The organism is Pseudomonas sp. GM102 (assembly GCF_000282555.1).
Lineage (GTDB): Bacteria > Pseudomonadota > Gammaproteobacteria > Pseudomonadales > Pseudomonadaceae > Aquipseudomonas.
On the sequence record NZ_AKJB01000071.1, the window covers coordinates 112,255 to 130,078 of the forward strand.

General features: G+C 57.4%; 17 protein-coding genes. All 17 read left to right on the forward strand.

The window, feature by feature from the left end:
* Positions 1–41: 41 nt before the first annotated feature.
* The 17 genes from mnmE to glmS all read left to right on the forward strand — a co-directional run bounded on the left by mnmE (position 42) and on the right by glmS (position 17,764).
* A complete protein-coding gene (gene mnmE, locus PMI18_RS10530) occupies positions 42–1,412 on the forward strand; it encodes a tRNA uridine-5-carboxymethylaminomethyl(34) synthesis GTPase MnmE (protein ID WP_007903009.1) in 1,371 nt (456 codons plus the stop codon).
* Between the two features lie 551 nt (positions 1,413–1,963).
* The gene (mnmG, locus tag PMI18_RS10525) at positions 1,964–3,862 is read left to right on the forward strand and encodes a tRNA uridine-5-carboxymethylaminomethyl(34) synthesis enzyme MnmG (protein ID WP_007903012.1); all 1,899 of its coding nucleotides are present in this window, start codon (positions 1,964–1,966) and stop codon (positions 3,860–3,862) included.
* Positions 3,859–4,503 (forward strand): 16S rRNA (guanine(527)-N(7))-methyltransferase RsmG, encoded by a 645-nt coding sequence (gene rsmG / locus PMI18_RS10520; protein WP_007903014.1) that lies wholly within the window; start codon positions 3,859–3,861, stop codon positions 4,501–4,503. Before mnmG ends, rsmG begins: the two co-directional genes overlap by 4 nt.
* An 18-nt stretch (positions 4,504–4,521) precedes the next feature.
* Positions 4,522–5,319 carry a ParA family protein gene (locus tag PMI18_RS10515; protein ID WP_007903016.1) on the forward strand — a complete coding sequence of 266 codons (798 nt, stop codon included), beginning with the start codon at positions 4,522–4,524 and terminating at the stop codon, positions 5,317–5,319.
* Between the two features lie 9 nt (positions 5,320–5,328).
* Positions 5,329–6,201 (forward strand): ParB/RepB/Spo0J family partition protein, encoded by an 873-nt coding sequence (locus PMI18_RS10510; RefSeq protein WP_007903018.1) that lies wholly within the window; start codon positions 5,329–5,331, stop codon positions 6,199–6,201.
* 148 nt (positions 6,202–6,349) lie between these two features.
* Positions 6,350–6,757, forward strand: coding sequence for a F0F1 ATP synthase subunit I (locus PMI18_RS10505; protein ID WP_007903021.1), 408 nt, complete (start codon positions 6,350–6,352; stop codon positions 6,755–6,757).
* A 16-nt stretch (positions 6,758–6,773) separates the two neighbouring features.
* Positions 6,774–7,643 carry a F0F1 ATP synthase subunit A gene (gene atpB, locus PMI18_RS10500; RefSeq protein WP_007903023.1) on the forward strand — a complete coding sequence of 290 codons (870 nt, stop codon included), beginning with the start codon at positions 6,774–6,776 and terminating at the stop codon, positions 7,641–7,643.
* A 133-nt stretch (positions 7,644–7,776) separates the two neighbouring features.
* Positions 7,777–8,034, forward strand: coding sequence for a F0F1 ATP synthase subunit C (gene atpE, locus PMI18_RS10495; RefSeq protein ID WP_002555987.1), 258 nt, complete (start codon positions 7,777–7,779; stop codon positions 8,032–8,034).
* Positions 8,035–8,090: 56 nt separating this feature from the next.
* Entirely contained in the window at positions 8,091–8,561 is a 471-nt protein-coding gene (locus PMI18_RS10490) for a F0F1 ATP synthase subunit B (RefSeq protein WP_007903028.1), read from the forward strand.
* Between the two features lie 12 nt (positions 8,562–8,573).
* Positions 8,574–9,110, forward strand: coding sequence for a F0F1 ATP synthase subunit delta (locus PMI18_RS10485; protein WP_007903030.1), 537 nt, complete (start codon positions 8,574–8,576; stop codon positions 9,108–9,110).
* A 21-nt stretch (positions 9,111–9,131) separates the two neighbouring features.
* Complete coding sequence (atpA, locus tag PMI18_RS10480) at positions 9,132–10,676, forward strand: F0F1 ATP synthase subunit alpha (RefSeq protein ID WP_007903032.1); 1,545 nt, start codon at positions 9,132–9,134, stop codon at positions 10,674–10,676.
* 50 nt (positions 10,677–10,726) lie between these two features.
* Positions 10,727–11,587 carry a F0F1 ATP synthase subunit gamma gene (gene atpG / locus PMI18_RS10475; RefSeq protein ID WP_007903034.1) on the forward strand — a complete coding sequence of 287 codons (861 nt, stop codon included), beginning with the start codon at positions 10,727–10,729 and terminating at the stop codon, positions 11,585–11,587.
* Between the two features lie 27 nt (positions 11,588–11,614).
* Entirely contained in the window at positions 11,615–12,994 is a 1,380-nt protein-coding gene (gene atpD / locus PMI18_RS10470) for a F0F1 ATP synthase subunit beta (protein WP_007903035.1), read from the forward strand.
* Positions 12,995–13,039: 45 nt separating this feature from the next.
* The gene (locus PMI18_RS10465) at positions 13,040–13,465 is read left to right on the forward strand and encodes a F0F1 ATP synthase subunit epsilon (RefSeq protein ID WP_007903037.1); all 426 of its coding nucleotides are present in this window, start codon (positions 13,040–13,042) and stop codon (positions 13,463–13,465) included.
* 117 nt (positions 13,466–13,582) lie between these two features.
* Positions 13,583–14,950 carry a bifunctional UDP-N-acetylglucosamine diphosphorylase/glucosamine-1-phosphate N-acetyltransferase GlmU gene (gene glmU / locus PMI18_RS10460; protein ID WP_007903039.1) on the forward strand — a complete coding sequence of 456 codons (1,368 nt, stop codon included), beginning with the start codon at positions 13,583–13,585 and terminating at the stop codon, positions 14,948–14,950.
* Between the two features lie 203 nt (positions 14,951–15,153).
* On the forward strand, positions 15,154–15,930 hold the full coding sequence (locus PMI18_RS10455) for a DeoR/GlpR family DNA-binding transcription regulator (protein WP_007903040.1): 777 nt from the start codon (positions 15,154–15,156) through the stop codon (positions 15,928–15,930).
* A 1-nt stretch (position 15,931) separates the two neighbouring features.
* Positions 15,932–17,764, forward strand: a complete 1,833-nt coding sequence (gene glmS, locus PMI18_RS10450) for a glutamine--fructose-6-phosphate transaminase (isomerizing) (protein ID WP_007903041.1) — start codon at positions 15,932–15,934, stop codon at positions 17,762–17,764.
* Positions 17,765–17,824: the final 60 nt, after the last annotated feature.

Sequence of the window (17,824 nt, forward strand, 5' to 3'; positions counted from 1 at the left end):
GGGCGTTTTGCTATCTGTCACTTTTGTCTGGATACCGGTTTATGAGCGTTCCTCGTGAAACCATCGCTGCCGTCGCCACCGCTCAAGGTCGCGGCGGGGTGGGCATCGTCCGTATTTCCGGGCCGCTGGCGAGTGTGGCGGCCAAAGCCATCAGCGGTCGCGAACTGAAACCGCGGTTTGCCCATTACGGCCCGTTCCTCAGTGCAAACGAAGAGGTGCTGGACGAAGGCATCGCGCTTTATTTCCCTGGCCCGAACTCGTTCACCGGCGAAGATGTGCTTGAGCTGCAGGGCCACGGCGGGCCGATCGTTCTGGATATGCTGCTCAAGCGTTGCCTGGAACTGGGCTGTCGTCTGGCCCGGCCGGGGGAATTCAGCGAGCGCGCCTTCCTCAACGACAAGCTCGATCTGGCTCAAGCCGAAGCCATTGCCGACTTGATCGAGGCAAGTTCTGCACAGGCGGCACGAAATGCCCTGCGTTCGTTGCAGGGGGCGTTTTCCCAGCGTGTGCATAACCTCACCGAGCAACTGATAGGCCTGCGTATTTACGTCGAAGCAGCCATCGACTTCCCCGAAGAAGAAATCGACTTCCTCGCCGATGGCCATGTCCTGAGCATGCTCGACAAAGTGCGCGACGAATTATCCACAGTGCTGCGTGAAGCCGGGCAAGGGGCCTTGCTGCGCGACGGTATGACCGTGGTGATCGCCGGCCGACCGAATGCCGGCAAGTCCAGCCTTCTGAACGCCTTGGCCGGACGTGAAGCTGCGATCGTGACCGAGATTGCCGGAACTACCCGAGACATTCTTCGCGAACATATCCACATCGATGGCATGCCGTTGCATGTGGTCGACACTGCCGGCCTGCGAGATACCGATGATCAGGTGGAGAAAATTGGCGTCGAACGAGCATTGAAAGCCATCGGCGAGGCAGATCGGGTGTTGCTGGTAGTCGATGCCACAGCTCCCGAGGCCCTTGATCCCTTTGCCTTGTGGCCTGAATTCCTCGAAACCCGCCCGGATCCGGCGAAAGTTACGCTAATCCGCAACAAGGCTGACCTGACGGGGGAAGCGATTGCCCTGGAAGTCAGCAACGATGGCCACGTTACGATCAGCCTCAGTGCGAGGTCTGCCGGCGAAGGCCTGGAGTTGCTGCGTGAGCACCTCAAGGCCTGCATGGGTTACGAGCAGACCTCCGAAAGCAGCTTCAGTGCTCGCAGGCGTCACCTGGAGGCACTGCGTCATGCGAGTGCGTCCCTTGAGCATGGCCGTGCGCAGCTTACGTTAGCGGGTGCTGGTGAACTGCTGGCCGAAGATTTGCGGCAGGCGCAGCAGTCTTTGGGTGAAATCACCGGCGCATTCAGCTCCGATGATCTGCTGGGAAGGATCTTTTCCAGCTTCTGTATCGGTAAATAAGTCCCTTCAGCTATTCACAGACAGGCCATTTGGGCCTGTCTGTTCTCTCCTTTCCTGAAATTTTTCCCCAGTGCCGAGCAGATTCTTCGCTTGAGCGGATTTCCCTTGCCCGGGATTTGCTCATTCGGCGGCTTTCTGTGGATTAAGCCCTGTGAATAAGTGCCGCTAAGGGCAGTTGATAACAAGGCCTTAAAACTGAAGATAACCACCTCTGTGGATAACAACCCCTTTCATCCACAGGCTTAAACCGGTTATCCAAGGGCCTCCTTGGCACATGACCACAGGGTTTTAAATCTCTGTACACATTGAAAATAAAGGGCTGTATCAATCTATCCACAGAAAGGTGGCTCAGTAGAAATAAACATAAAAACAAAGATTTAATAAATTTCTCTCTTTTTAATTTCTATAACCCCGACTTCTCCACAGCTGGTTAAATTTTGTGCAAAGGGTTCTTTAGGAAGGGCGAAGTCCCTATACTTGCCGACCAGGTCCAAAAACCTGAGCTCAAACTATTTCCGGATTACCTGACTGAAGCAGGCACGAGGTGCGTGGTGGATTTCCCTTCCCGTTTTGAAGTGATCGTCATCGGCGGCGGTCATGCCGGTACCGAGGCAGCACTGGCGTCAGCACGTATGGGGGCAAAAACCCTGTTGCTGACGCATAACGTGGAAACCCTCGGTGCCATGAGTTGCAACCCAGCCATTGGCGGGATCGGCAAAAGCCATTTGGTTAAAGAAATCGATGCCCTGGGCGGCGCTATGGCCATGGCTACCGATAAAGGCGGTATTCAGTTTCGCGTATTGAACAGCCGCAAAGGCCCAGCCGTGCGTGCAACCCGCGCTCAGGCAGATCGGGTTCTGTACAAGGCCGCTGTCCGCGAAGCTTTGGAAAACCAGCCGAACCTGTGGATATTTCAACAAGCTGCTGACGACCTGATCGTCGAGCAGGAACAAGTGCGCGGTGTTGTCACCCAAATGGGTCTGCGTTTCTTCGCCGATTCCGTGGTGTTGACCACTGGCACCTTCCTTGGTGGACTTATCCACATCGGCATGCAGAATTATTCCGGCGGTCGCGCCGGTGATCCGCCGTCGATTGCGCTGGCTCATCGCCTGCGCGAACTGCCATTGCGTGTCGGTCGCCTGAAAACCGGTACACCGCCGCGTATCGACGGTCGCACTGTGGATTTCTCGGTGATGACCGAGCAGGCAGGAGATACGCCGATTCCGGTGATGTCGTTCATGGGCTCCAAAGAGCAGCATCCGAAACAGGTCAGCTGCTGGATTACCCACACCAACGCCCGTACCCACGAAATCATTGCTGCGAACCTTGATCGTTCGCCGATGTATTCCGATGCGGGGTTGATCGAAGGCATCGGTCCGCGTTATTGCCCATCGATCGAAGACAAGATCCACCGCTTTGCCGACAAGGAAAGCCACCAGGTCTTCATCGAGCCGGAAGGTCTGACCACCCACGAGCTGTACCCGAACGGGATATCCACTTCCCTGCCGTTCGATGTGCAACTGCAGATCGTGCAATCGATTCGCGGCATGGAAAACGCGCACATCGTTCGCCCAGGCTACGCCATCGAGTACGACTACTTCGACCCGCGTGACCTGAAGTACAGCCTGGAAACCAAAGTGATCGGCGGTCTGTTCTTCGCCGGGCAAATCAACGGCACCACCGGTTACGAAGAAGCCGGCGCCCAAGGATTGCTGGCCGGAGCCAACGCCGCACTGCGCGCTCAGGGCAAAGATGCCTGGTGCCCGCGTCGCGACGAGGCGTACATCGGCGTTTTGGTCGACGACCTGATTACCCTGGGTACCCAGGAACCGTATCGGATGTTCACGTCCCGCGCCGAATACCGTTTGATCCTGCGCGAAGACAACGCCGACCTACGCTTGACCGAAAAAGGTCGCGAATTGGGTCTGGTGGATGATGTGCGTTGGGCGGCGTTCTGCAAGAAGCGCGAAAGCATCGATCTGGAAGAGCAACGCCTGAAAAGTACTTGGGTTCGCCCGGGCACTGAGCAGGGCGATGCGATTTCCGAGAAGTTCGGTACGCCGCTGACCCACGAATACAATTTGCTCAACCTGCTGAGCCGTCCGGAAATCGACTACGCTGGTCTGATCGCCGTGACCGGTGGGGGCGCAGAAGATCCACAGGTCGCCGAACAGGTCGAAATCAAGACCAAATACGCCGGTTACATCGATCGTCAACAGGATGAAATCGCGCGCCTGCGGGCCAGCGAAGACACCAAACTGCCTGTGGATATCGATTACACGAACATCTCCGGTCTCTCGAAAGAGATCCAGAGCAAGCTCGGCGCGACCCGTCCAGAGACCCTGGGCCAGGCGTCGCGTATTCCGGGCGTGACCCCGGCAGCGATTTCGCTGTTGATGATTCATTTGAAAAAACGCGGCGCGGGCCGTCAGTTGGAGCAAAGCGCTTGAGTTCGTTGGTCACCTCGCAACACGCCGAAGAGTTATCCACAGGTGCTCGCCAGCTCGGTGTCAACCTGACGGACGCCCAGCATGCACAGCTGCTGGGTTATCTGGCCCTGTTGATAAAATGGAACAAGGCCTACAACCTCACGGCCGTGCGTGATCCGGACGAAATGGTTTCACGGCATTTGCTCGACAGCCTGAGCGTTATGTCCTTCATCGAAAACGGCCGTTGGCTGGATGTGGGCAGTGGCGGCGGCATGCCAGGGATTCCCCTGGCGATCCTGTTTCCTGAGTCGCAAGTGACCTGCCTGGACAGCAACGGCAAGAAAACCCGCTTCCTGACCCAGGTCAAACTCGAACTCAAACTGGATAACCTGCAAGTTATCCACAGTCGCGTCGAAGCCTTCCAGCCTGAACTGCCATTCAACGGGATCATTTCCCGTGCGTTCAGCAGCATGGAGAACTTCAGCAACTGGACTCGCCATTTGGGCGACGCCGAAACACGTTGGCTGGCAATGAAGGGCGTTCATCCCGCTGATGAGCTGGTAGCATTGCCCGCAGACTTCCACCTCGATAGCGAACACGCCCTGGCCGTACCCGGTTGCCAAGGCCAACGCCATCTGCTGATACTGCGCCGCACGGCATGATTGGGAACACAAGCAAGAATGGCTAAGGTATTCGCGATAGCGAACCAAAAGGGTGGTGTGGGCAAGACCACCACCTGCATCAACCTCGCAGCTTCCCTGGTCGCTACCAAGCGTCGGGTGCTGTTGATCGATCTCGATCCACAGGGCAACGCCACCATGGGTAGCGGTGTGGATAAACACGGCCTGGAAAACTCGGTCTACGACCTGCTGATCGGCGAATGCGATCTGGCCCAGGCCATGCACTATTCCGAGCATGGCGGTTATCAATTGCTGCCGGCCAACCGCGACCTGACCGCGGCCGAAGTCGTTCTGCTGGAAATGCAGATGAAGGAAAGCCGTCTGCGCAGTGCGTTGGCGCCGATCCGTGAAAACTACGATTACATTTTGATCGACTGCCCGCCGTCGCTGTCGATGTTGACGCTCAATGCGCTGGTTGCCGCCGACGGGGTGATTATCCCCATGCAGTGCGAGTACTTCGCGCTCGAAGGGTTGAGCGACCTTGTGGATAACATCAAGCGCATTGCCGAACTGCTGAACCCTAACCTGAAAGTCGAAGGCCTGTTGCGGACCATGTACGACCCGCGCCTGAGCCTGATGAACGACGTATCGGTGCAGCTCAAGGAACACTTCGGCGATCAGCTCTACGACACCGTGATTCCACGTAACATCCGCTTGGCCGAAGCGCCAAGCTATGGCATGCCGGCGCTGGCGTACGACAAATCATCGCGGGGCGCGATTGCCTATCTGGCATTGGCGGGCGAGATGGTTCGCCGTCAGCGCAAAAACTCACGCATCGCCGCTGCTCAGGCAACTTAAGGAATCCCCATGGCCGTCAAGAAACGAGGTCTCGGACGTGGACTGGATGCACTGCTGAGTGGTCCGACTGTCAGCTCGCTGGAAGAGCAAGCGGTACAAGCCGACCAGCGTGAGTTGCAGCACCTGCCCCTGGACCTGATCCAGCGTGGCAAGTACCAGCCGCGTCGGGACATGGATCCTCAAGCGCTGGAAGAGCTGGCGCAGTCGATCAGGGCCCAGGGCGTGATGCAGCCGATCGTGGTTCGCCCGATCGGCAGCGGGCGCTTCGAAATCATCGCCGGCGAACGCCGCTGGCGTGCCAGCCAGCAGGCTGGCCAGGAAACCATCCCGGCGATGGTTCGCGATGTGCCGGATGAAACCGCCATCGCCATGGCGCTGATCGAGAACATCCAGCGCGAAGACCTCAATCCGATCGAAGAAGCGGTGGCCTTGCAGCGTTTGCAGCAGGAATTCCAGCTGACTCAACAACAAGTGGCCGAGGCTGTGGGTAAGTCCCGCGTCACCGTCGCCAACCTGCTGCGCCTGATTTCGCTGCCGGAAGTCATCAAAACCATGCTGTCTCACGGCGACCTGGAAATGGGTCATGCCCGTGCCTTGCTCGGTTTGCCGGAAAATCAACAAGTTGAAGGGGCGCGACATGTTGTCGCACGGGGGCTGACTGTGCGCCAGACTGAAGCACTGGTTCGCCAGTGGTTGAGTGGCAAACCGGAGCCTGTGGAACCTGCAAAACCGGACCCGGATATCGCCCGGCTCGAGCAGCGTCTGGCCGAGCGCCTAGGCTCTGCGGTGCAGATCCGCCACGGAAAGAAGGGTAAGGGGCAGCTAGTGATCGGCTACAACTCTCTTGATGAGCTTCAAGGTGTGCTCGCACACATCCGCTGAAACAATTCCTCATGTAGCGTGAAGTCGGAAATCACTACCTGACAGTTGAATAGGGGCAGAACCGCCCCTATACTCTGCGCGCATTTTGTCGGCACAAATTATGCCAAGTTATTGAATTCTGGCAGCCGACCATTGGGGAGCAAAAGAGATGGAAAACCGCACGCCAGACCGCTTGCCGTTCCATCGCCTGGCAGTTTTTCCGGTGTTAATGGCTCAATTTGTCGTTTTGCTGATTGCCGCTTTGGCGCTCTGGCAATGGCATGGAGTCGTTGCCGGGTACTCAGGGCTCTGCGGAGGCCTGATAGCCTTGCTTCCCAATATTTATTTTGCTCACAGGGCATTTCGGTTTTCCGGCGCCCGAGCAGCTCAAGCCATCGTCCGGTCTTTTTATGCCGGCGAGGCGGGCAAACTGATTTTGACGGCAGTGCTGTTTGCATTGACGTTTGCAGGTGTGAAGCCATTGGCGCCGTTAGCAGTATTCGGCGTCTTCGTGCTGACCCAACTGGTTAGCTGGTTCGCTCCCCTGCTAATGAGAACAAGACTTTCGAGACCTTAGGGCGTTTGAGGCAACCATGGCAGAGACAACCGCTTCGGGCTATATCCAGCACCACTTGCAAAACCTGACCTTCGGTCAGCACCCAACTGGCGGGTGGGGTTTTGCCCACACCGCAGCAGAAGCCAAAGAAATGGGCTTCTGGGCTTTCCACGTCGATACTCTCGGCTGGTCGGTCGCGTTGGGTCTGATTTTCGTTCTTCTTTTCCGCATGGCGGCAAAGAAGGCGACTTCCGGTCAGCCTGGTGCTTTGCAGAACTTCGTTGAAGTATTGGTCGAATTCGTCGATGGCAGCGTGAAAGACAGCTTCCATGGCCGTAGCCCGGTGATTGCACCGTTGGCGCTGACCATCTTCGTCTGGGTCTTCCTGATGAACGCCGTCGACCTGATTCCGGTTGACTGGATTCCTCAAGTGGCCATGTTGATCTCCGGCGATCCGCACATTCCGTTCCGCGCCGTATCGACCACTGACCCGAACGCTACCCTGGGCATGGCCCTGTCGGTATTCGCGTTGATCATTTTCTACAGCATCAAGGTCAAGGGCATCGGCGGTTTCATCGGCGAACTGACCCTGCACCCGTTCGGCAGCAAGAACATCTTCGTTCAAGCCCTGCTGATTCCGGTGAACTTCCTGCTTGAGTTCGTGACACTGATTGCCAAGCCGATCTCGTTGGCACTGCGTCTGTTCGGCAACATGTATGCCGGCGAACTGGTCTTCATTCTGATTGCTGTGATGTTCGGCAGCGGTCTGCTCTGGCTTAGCGGCCTGGGCGTAGTTCTGCAGTGGGCGTGGGCTGTGTTCCACATCCTGATCATCACCCTGCAGGCGTTTATCTTCATGATGTTGACCATCGTTTACCTGTCGATGGCGCACGAAGAGAACCATTAAGACCAGTCTCGACTAGTCTGATGTCCCATCCGGTAACACGGGTGGGGGCCCGAACAGGGCTATGAAACGATTTGTTTTACCGCTTTAAAATCTAAAAAACCTAAACCATACGACGTAAAAGTCGGGAGGAAAGATGGAAACTGTAGTTGGTCTAACCGCTATCGCTGTTGCACTGTTGATCGGCCTGGGCGCACTGGGTACCGCAATTGGTTTCGGCCTGTTGGGCGGCAAGTTCCTGGAAGGCGCCGCGCGTCAGCCAGAAATGGTTCCAATGCTGCAAGTTAAAATGTTCATCGTTGCCGGTCTGCTCGACGCCGTAACCATGATCGGTGTTGGTATCGCTCTGTTCTTCACCTTCGCGAACCCATTCGTTGGTCAACTCGCTGGCTAATCACTCGAATCGTCGAGTGATTAGTGTGTTGTGCAACGAACGAGCGAGGTGTTGGCGTGAACATTAATGCAACCCTGATTGGCCAGTCCGTTGCGTTCTTAATTTTTGTACTTTTTTGCATGAAGTTCGTATGGCCTCCGGTCATCGCGGCTTTGCACGAACGTCAGAAGAAGATCGCGGATGGACTGGACGCTGCCGCCCGAGCAGCTCGCGACCTGGAGTTGGCCCAAGATAAAGCGGGTCAACAACTGCGCGAAGCGAAAGCTCAGGCAGCCGAAATCATTGAGCAAGCCAAGAAACGCGGTAACCAGATCGTTGAAGAGGCTGTTGAAAAAGCCCGTATCGACGCTGACCGTGTGAAGGTTCAGGCTCAGGCCGAGATCGAGCAGGAACTGAACAGTGTCAAAGACGCGCTGCGTGCCCAACTGGGTGCACTGGCTGTCGGCGGCGCCGAGAAGATCCTGGGTGCCACAATCGATCAAAACGCGCACGCGGAGCTGGTAAACAAACTGGCTGCTGAAATTTAAGCGAGGGCGATCATGGCAGAATTGACCACGTTGGCCCGACCTTACGCTAAGGCAGCCTTCGAGCACGCCCAGGCCCACCAGCAACTGGCCTCTTGGTCAGCCATGCTCGGCCTGGCTGCAGCAGTGTCGCAAGACGACACCATGCAGCGCGTGCTCAAGGCCCCGCGACTGACGAGCGCAAACAAGGCCGCCACGTTTATTGACGTGTGCGGCGACAAGTTTGATGCCAAGGCACAGAACTTCATTAACGTCGTTGCCGAAAACGACCGTCTCCCGCTTTTGCCGGAGATATCCGCTCTGTTCGACCTGTACAAGGCTGAACAAGAGAAGTCGGTAGACGTTGAAGTGACCAGTGCTTTTGCATTGAACCAAGAACAGCAAGACAAACTCGCCAAGGTTCTCAGTGCACGACTCAACCGGGAAGTGCGCCTGCAAGTCGAGGAAGACAAATCCCTGATTGGGGGCATTGTCATCCGCGCCGGCGACCTGGTTATCGATGGCTCGGTTCGCGGCAAACTCGCGAACCTTGCCGAAGCATTGAAATCTTGAGTTTGAAGGGGCAGCAGAGCAATGCAGCAACTCAATCCTTCCGAAATAAGTGAAATTATCAAGGGCCGCATCGACAAGCTCGATGTGACCTCCCAAGCCCGTAACGAAGGCACTGTCGTCAGCGTATCTGACGGTATCGTGCGGATTCACGGTCTGGCCGACGTCATGTACGGCGAGATGATCGAGTTTCCGGGCGGCGTCTTCGGTATGGCTCTCAACCTCGAGCAAGACTCTGTAGGCGCCGTTGTATTGGGCTCCTACCAGTCTCTGGCTGAAGGCATGAGCGCCAAGTGCACCGGCCGCATCCTCGAAGTTCCGGTTGGTAAGGAACTGCTGGGTCGCGTAGTCGACGCACTGGGTAACCCTGTTGACGGCAAAGGTCCGCTGAACAACACCGAGACCGATGCGGTCGAGAAAGTTGCTCCAGGCGTGATCTGGCGTAAGTCGGTAGACCAGCCTGTACAGACTGGCTACAAGGCTGTCGATGCCATGATCCCTGTCGGCCGTGGCCAGCGTGAGCTGATCATCGGTGACCGTCAGATCGGTAAAACCGCTCTGGCGATCGACGCGATCATCAACCAGAAAGACAGCGGCATTTTCTGCGTCTACGTAGCCATCGGTCAGAAGCAATCGACCATCGCCAACGTGGTTCGCAAGCTGGAAGAAAACGGCGCACTGGCTAACACCATCGTCGTGGCGGCGAGCGCTTCGGAATCTGCAGCACTGCAGTTCCTGGCTCCGTACTCCGGTTGCACCATGGGTGAATTCTTCCGCGACCGCGGTGAAGACGCGCTGATCGTTTATGACGATCTGTCCAAGCAAGCAGTGGCTTACCGCCAGATTTCCCTGCTGCTGCGCCGTCCACCAGGCCGTGAAGCTTACCCAGGCGACGTGTTCTATCTCCACTCCCGTCTGCTGGAGCGCGCATCCCGCGTTTCGGAAGAATACGTAGAGAAGTTCACCAACGGCGCAGTGACCGGCAAAACCGGTTCCCTGACCGCACTGCCGATCATTGAAACCCAGGCTGGCGACGTTTCCGCGTTCGTTCCGACCAACGTGATTTCCATCACCGACGGTCAGATCTTCCTGGAATCGGCCATGTTCAACTCCGGGATCCGTCCTGCTGTGAACGCCGGTGTTTCGGTATCCCGTGTGGGTGGTGCTGCTCAGACCAAGATCATCAAGAAGCTCTCCGGTGGTATCCGTACCGCTCTGGCTCAGTACCGTGAACTGGCGGCATTCGCCCAGTTCGCTTCTGACCTGGACGAAGCGACCCGTAAGCAACTTGAGCATGGTCAGCGCGTTACCGAGCTGATGAAGCAGAAGCAATACGCACCAATGTCGATCGCTGACATGGCGCTGTCGCTGTATGCCGCTGAGCGTGGGTTCCTGACTGACGTCGAAATCGCCAAGATCGGCAGCTTTGAACAAGCGCTGATTGCTTTCTTCAACCGCGATCACGCCGAATTGATGGCGAAGATCAACGTGAAGGGTGACTTCAATGACGAAATCGACGCTGGCATGAAAGCCGGTATCGAGAAGTTCAAGGCCACCCAAACCTGGTAAGCCGCAGCGGGAGCCGCAAGGCTCCCGCTTGCTAACCTGATAGGTGTTACATGGCAGGCGCAAAAGAGATTCGCAGTAAGATTGCGAGCATCAAAAGCACGCAAAAGATTACCAGCGCCATGGAAAAAGTGGCGGTCAGTAAAATGCGCAAGGCACAAATGCGCATGGCTGCTAGCCGTCCTTACGCGGAGCGCATCCGCCAGGTTATTGGCCATCTGGCCAACGCCAACCCGGAATATCGCCACCCATTCATGATCGACCGTGAAGTAAAGCGCGTCGGTTACGTTGTGGTGAGCAGTGACCGTGGTCTGTGTGGTGGCTTGAACACCAACCTGTTCAAGGCCCTGGTCAAGGACATGGCGGTAAACCGCGAAAACGGCGTCGAGATTGATCTGTGTGTAGTGGGTAGCAAGGGTGCGGCTTTCTTCCGCAACTTCGGCGGTAACGTCGTTGCAGCTATCAGCCACCTGGGTGAAGAGCCGTCGATCAATGACTTGATCGGCAGCGTCAAGGTGATGCTGGATGCCTACCTGGACGGCCGTATTGACCGCCTGTCCGTGGTGTCCAACAAGTTCATCAACACCATGACGCAATCGCCTACCGTGGAGCAGTTGATTCCACTGGTGGCAACCCCGGATCAAGAACTCAAGCACCACTGGGATTATCTGTACGAACCGGACGCCAAAGAGCTGCTTGACGGCTTGATGGTCCGTTACGTGGAGTCGCAGGTCTACCAGGCGGTGGTCGAGAACAACGCGGCTGAACAAGCTGCGCGGATGATCGCGATGAAGAACGCTACCGACAACGCCGGTGATTTGATCAGCGATTTGCAGCTGGTCTACAACAAGGCGCGTCAGGCTGCGATCACCCAAGAGATCTCGGAAATCGTCGGCGGCGCTGCCGCGGTTTAACGGTTCAAATATTCAGAGGATCCAGCTATGAGTAGCGGACGTATCGTTCAAATCATCGGCGCCGTTATCGACGTGGAATTTCCACGCGACAGCGTACCGAGCATCTACAACGCGCTGAAAGTAGTGAGCGCGGCCGAAACCACCCTGGAAGTTCAGCAACAGCTGGGCGACGGCGTGGTTCGTACCATTGCGATGGGTTCCACCGAGGGCTTGAAGCGCGGTCTGGAAGTCACTGACTCTGGCACAGCCATCTCCGTACCAGTCGGTAAAGCGACCCTGGGCCGGATCATGGACGTTCTGGGTAACCCGATCGACGAAGCTGGCCCGATCGACACCGAAGAGCGCTGGGGCATTCACCGTCCTGCGCCAACCTTCGCTGAACAAGCGGGCGGCAACGACCTGCTGGAAACCGGCATCAAGGTTATCGACCTGGTTTGCCCGTTCGCCAAGGGTGGTAAAGTCGGTCTGTTCGGTGGTGCCGGTGTAGGCAAAACCGTAAACATGATGGAACTGATCCGTAACATCGCCATCGAGCACAGCGGTTATTCCGTGTTCGCCGGTGTGGGTGAGCGTACTCGTGAGGGTAACGACTTCTACCACGAGATGAAGGATTCCAACGTTCTGGACAAAGTGGCACTGGTTTACGGTCAGATGAACGAGCCGCCGGGTAACCGTCTGCGCGTAGCACTGACCGGCCTGACCATGGCCGAGAAGTTCCGTGACGAAGGTAACGACGTTCTGCTGTTCGTCGACAACATCTATCGTTACACCCTGGCCGGTACTGAAGTATCCGCACTGCTGGGCCGTATGCCTTCTGCAGTAGGTTACCAGCCGACCCTGGCCGAAGAGATGGGTACTCTGCAAGAGCGTATCACTTCGACCAAAAACGGTTCGATCACCTCGATCCAAGCGGTATACGTACCTGCGGATGACTTGACTGACCCGTCGCCAGCGACCACTTTCGCCCACTTGGACGCCACCGTCGTTCTGTCCCGTGACATCGCTTCCCTGGGTATCTACCCAGCGGTCGATCCACTCGACTCGACTTCGCGCCAGCTGGACCCGAACGTAATCGGCCAGGACCACTACGACACCGCTCGCGGCGTACAGTATGTTCTGCAGCGCTACAAAGAACTGAAGGACATCATTGCGATCCTGGGTATGGACGAGCTGTCGGAAGCCGACAAGCAGTTGGTAAACCGTGCTCGTAAGATCCAGCGTTTCTTGTCGCAGCCGTTCTTCGTGGCTGAAGTCTTCACCGGTGCATCGGGTAAATACGTTTCCCTGAAAGACACCATTGCTGGCTTCAAAGGCATCCTCAACGGTGACTACGACCACCTGCCAGAACAAGCGTTCTACATGGTCGGCGGCATCGAAGAAGCGATCGAGAAAGCCAAGAAACTGTAATCCCGGCGCCCGGCAACGGGCGCTAATTTAGGTTGAGGCAATCAGATGGCTATGACAGTCCATTGCGATATCGTCAGCGCGGAAGGGGAAATCTTTTCCGGCCTGGTCGAGATGGTGGTTGCGCACGGTGCACTGGGTGATCTTGGTATCGCCCTGGGTCACGCGCCGCTGATCACTAATCTCAAGCCGGGTCCGATCCGCCTGATCAAGCAGGGCGGGGAAGAGGAGGTGTATTACATCTCCGGTGGTTTCCTCGAGGTTCAGCCGAACATGGTCAAGGTTCTTGCCGACACCGTGCAACGTGCTGCCGACCTGGATGAAGCCTCCGCTCGGGAAGCAGTTCAGGCTGCCGAGAAGGCCCTGCATGACAAAGGCGCAGAGTTCGATTACGGAGCTGCTGCCGCACGTCTGGCCGAGGCTGCAGCTCAGCTGCGCACCGTCCAGCAGATCCGCAAGAAGTTCGGCCACTAATAGGCCATCGACTTATTGCGCGATTGATTAAAAAGGGTAGCCTCGGCTACCCTTTTTTCTTTTCCGACTTTCATCACCCGGTCGCAGTCGCTGACCCCCCAGGATTAGTAGCCTGTCATGTCTCTTGAAATCGTTATCCTCGCTGCCGGCCAAGGCACGCGCATGCGTTCGGCCTTGCCGAAAGTCCTGCATCCGGTTGCCGGTAACTCAATGCTTGGCCATGTTATCCACACGGCCCGGCAACTAGCTCCACAACGCATCCATGTGGTGATCGGCCATGGTGCCGAATCGGTGCGCGAACGTCTGGCGGCCGATGACCTGAATTTCGTCCTGCAGGATCAACAGCTCGGTACCGGACATGCGGTGGCCCAGGCTGTACCGTTTATCAAGTCTGACACCGTGCTGATTCTGTACGGCGACGTACCGTTGATCGAAGTCGAAACCCTGCAACGGTTGCTCAAGCTGGCTGCACCGCAGCAACTGGGCCTGTTGACGGTCGAGCTGGATGACCCGACGGGTTACGGCCGCATCGTCCGCGATGCCGCCGGCAAAGTTACCGCCATCGTCGAGCATAAAGACACCAACGACGTCGAGCGTGCGATCACTGAGGGCAATACAGGCATTCTGGCACTACCTTTCGAACGTCTGGGTGATTGGGTAAGTCGTCTCTCCAATAACAATTCCCAAGGCGAGTACTACCTGACCGACGTGATCGCCATGGCGGTCAGTGATGGTCTGGTGGTGGCTACCGAACACCCCCATGACACCATGGAAGTGCAGGGCGCCAACGATCGCAAGCAACTGGCCGAGCTTGAGCGTCACTATCAGCTGCGCGCCGCTCGTCGTTTGATGGCTCAGGGCGTGACCCTGCGCGACCCGGCACGTTTCGATGTGCGGGGTGAGGTCACGGTCGGTCGGGATGTACTGATCGACATCAACGTGATCCTCGAAGGCAAAGTGGTCATCGAGGACGACGTGGTGATCGGGCCGAACTGCGTGATCAAGGACAGCACCCTGCGCAAAGGCGTGCAGATCAAGGCCAACAGCCATATCGAAGGCGCGATACTCGGTGAAGGCAGCGATGCCGGCCCGTTCGCTCGTTTGCGTCCGGGTACGGTGCTGGAAGCTCGCGCGCATGTGGGTAACTTCGTTGAGCTGAAGAACGCCCATATGGGCGAGGGCGCCAAGGCCGGTCACTTGACGTATCTGGGCGACGCCGAGATCGGTGCGCGTACCAACATCGGCGCAGGCACCATCACCTGTAACTACGATGGGGCGAACAAGTGGAAAACCGTGTTGGGCGAAGATGTATTCATCGGTTCCAACAACTCGTTGGTGGCGCCTGTGGATATCTCGGCGGGTGCGACGACGGCTGCCGGTTCGACCATTACCCAGAATGTGGATAAGGCCCAGTTGGCTGTGGGTCGGGCTCGGCAGAAGAACATCGATGGCTGGAAGCGGCCGGAGAAGATCAAGAAGAGCTGAGTTATCCACAGTTCATGATGTGCTGGCCATGAGATTGCTTTCGCGGGCAAGCCTCGCTCCTACGGAATATCACCGTCCGTAGGAGCGAGGCTTGCCCGCGAAGCTTTTTATCCACAGATCATTTTTATCGTGTCCCGCTTGACGAAGTTTTGACAATAGGTTTTGATTACTTACGTTATCTTTCGAATCGAAACTTACCCGTCATGTCGAAACGCAACACGCCCCAACGACGCCACAACATCCTCGCCTTGCTCAATGAGCAGGGCGAAGTCAGCGTGGATGAGTTGGCCAAGCGCTTCGAAACTTCGGAAGTTACGATTCGCAAGGATTTGGCGGCGCTCGAAAGCAACGGTCTGTTGCTGCGTCGTTATGGCGGGGCGGTCACCATGCCTCAGGAACTGGTCGCCGACCTCGGCCAACCGGTTTCCAAATACAAGCAGGCCATTGCCCGCGCCGCCGTCACGCGGATCCGCGAGCATGCGCGAATCATCATCGACAGCGGCAGCACCACCGCCGCGATGATCCCGGAACTCGGCCAGCAACCGGGTCTGGTGGTGATGACTAACTCCCTGTATGTCGCCAACGCTTTGAGCGAACTCGAGCACGAGCCGGTGCTGTTGATGACCGGGGGGACCTGGGACCCGCATTCCGAGTCCTTCCAGGGTCAGGTGGCCGAGCAAGTACTACGCTCATATGACTTTGATCAGCTATTTATCGGTGCTGATGGCATCGATCTGGTACGCGGGACCACCACCTTCAACGAATTGCTGGGCTTGAGCCGTGTCATGGCCGAGGTTGCCCGCGAAGTGATCGTGATGGTCGAGGCCGACAAGATCGGCCGCAAAATTCCCAATCTGGAGCTGCCATGGAGCAGCGTCCATACCCTCATCACCGATGATCGCCTGCCACTTGCGGCACGCGATCAGATTCAGGCCCGCGGCATTAATTTGATTTGCGCCGCCGTCAGTCAGGAGAACTAGCATGTGTGGAATTGTCGGTGCAGTCGCAGAACGTAACGTTACCGCTATCCTGCTCGAAGGCCTCAAGCGTCTGGAGTACCGTGGGTATGACAGCGCCGGTGTGGCGGTGTACACCAACGATGAAAAACTCTTGCGCACGCGTCGTCCGGGCAAGGTCAGCGAACTGGAACAGGCGCTGATCGAAGAGCCTCTGGTCGGCCGTCTGGGCATTGCCCACACCCGCTGGGCGACCCATGGCGCGCCGTGCGAACGCAACGCGCACCCGCATTTTTCCGGCGATCTGGCGGTGGTGCACAACGGCATCATCGAGAACCATGAAGCCCTGCGCGAGCAACTCAAGGCGCTGGGCCACGTGTTCACGTCGGACACTGACACTGAAGTCATCGCGCATTTGCTGAACGAAAAACTCAATGAGCAGCCCGACCTGGCTGCGGCCCTGAAAGCGACTGTCAAAGAACTGCACGGTGCTTACGGCTTGGCGGTGATCAGTGCCCGGCAACCGGATCGCCTGGTGGCGGCCCGCAGTGGCAGCCCGCTGGTGATCGGTCTCGGCCTGGGTGAAAACTTCCTGGCGTCCGACCAATTGGCACTGCGCCAGGTCACCGACCGCTTCATGTACCTGGAAGAAGGCGATATCGCCGAAATTCGCCGCGACAGCGTGCAGATCTGGGATATCAACGGCGCACTCGTCGAGCGTGAAAGCGTTCAGTACCGTGACGGGGCCGAAGCGGCTGACAAGGGCGAATTTCGCCATTACATGCTCAAGGAAATTCACGAGCAACCAGCCGTGGTGCAGCGCACCCTCGAAGGTCGCCTGAGTCAGAACCAGGTGCTGGTCGAGGCATTCGGTCCCCAAGCGGCCGAGCTGTTCGCCAAGGTGCGCAATGTACAGATCGTCGCCTGCGGCACCAGCTATCACGCCGGCATGGTTGCCCGTTACTGGCTCGAAGAACTGGCTGGCATCCCATGTCAGGTCGAAGTCGCCAGCGAATTCCGCTATCGCAAGGTAGTGGTGCAGCCCGACACCCTGTTCGTGAGCATCTCCCAGTCAGGTGAAACCGCCGACACCTTGGCCGCGCTGCGCAATGCCAAGGAGCTCGGTTTCCTCGCCAGCCTGGCAATCTGCAACGTCGGCATCAGCTCCCTGGTGCGTGAATCGGACCTGACGCTGCTGACCCAGGCCGGTCGCGAAATCGGCGTGGCCTCGACCAAAGCCTTCACCACTCAACTGGTTGGCCTGCTGTTGCTGACCCTGTCCCTGGGTCAGGTTCGCGGTACGTTGGCCGAAGGTGTCGAAGCCACACTGGTCGAAGAACTGCGTCGCCTGCCGACCCGTTTAGGCGAAGCCCTGGCCATGGACAGCACCGTGGAGAAAATCGCCGAGCTGTTCGCCGAGAAGAACCACACACTGTTCCTCGGTCGCGGCGCGCAATTCCCGGTGGCGATGGAAGGGGCCCTCAAACTCAAGGAAATCTCTTACATCCACGCAGAAGCCTACCCGGCGGGCGAATTGAAACATGGCCCGTTGGCGCTTGTGGATAACGATATGCCCGTCGTCACTGTGGCGCCGAACAACGAGTTGCTGGAGAAGTTGAAATCCAACCTCCAGGAAGTCCGCGCCCGTGGTGGTGAGCTGATCGTCTTCGCCGACGAGCAGGCCGGCATGACCAATGGCGAAGGCACTCATGTCGTCCAGATGCCGCACATCCACGACATCCTGTCGCCGATCCTCTACACCATCCCGCTGCAGCTGCTCTCGTACTACGTCGCTGTATTGAAAGGCACTGACGTTGACCAGCCGCGTAACCTGGCAAAGTCGGTGACTGTGGAATAAGTTATCCACAAGCCCTGAAATGAAAAGACCGCAGCTTTGCAGACCGTGTGAAAACGCAGT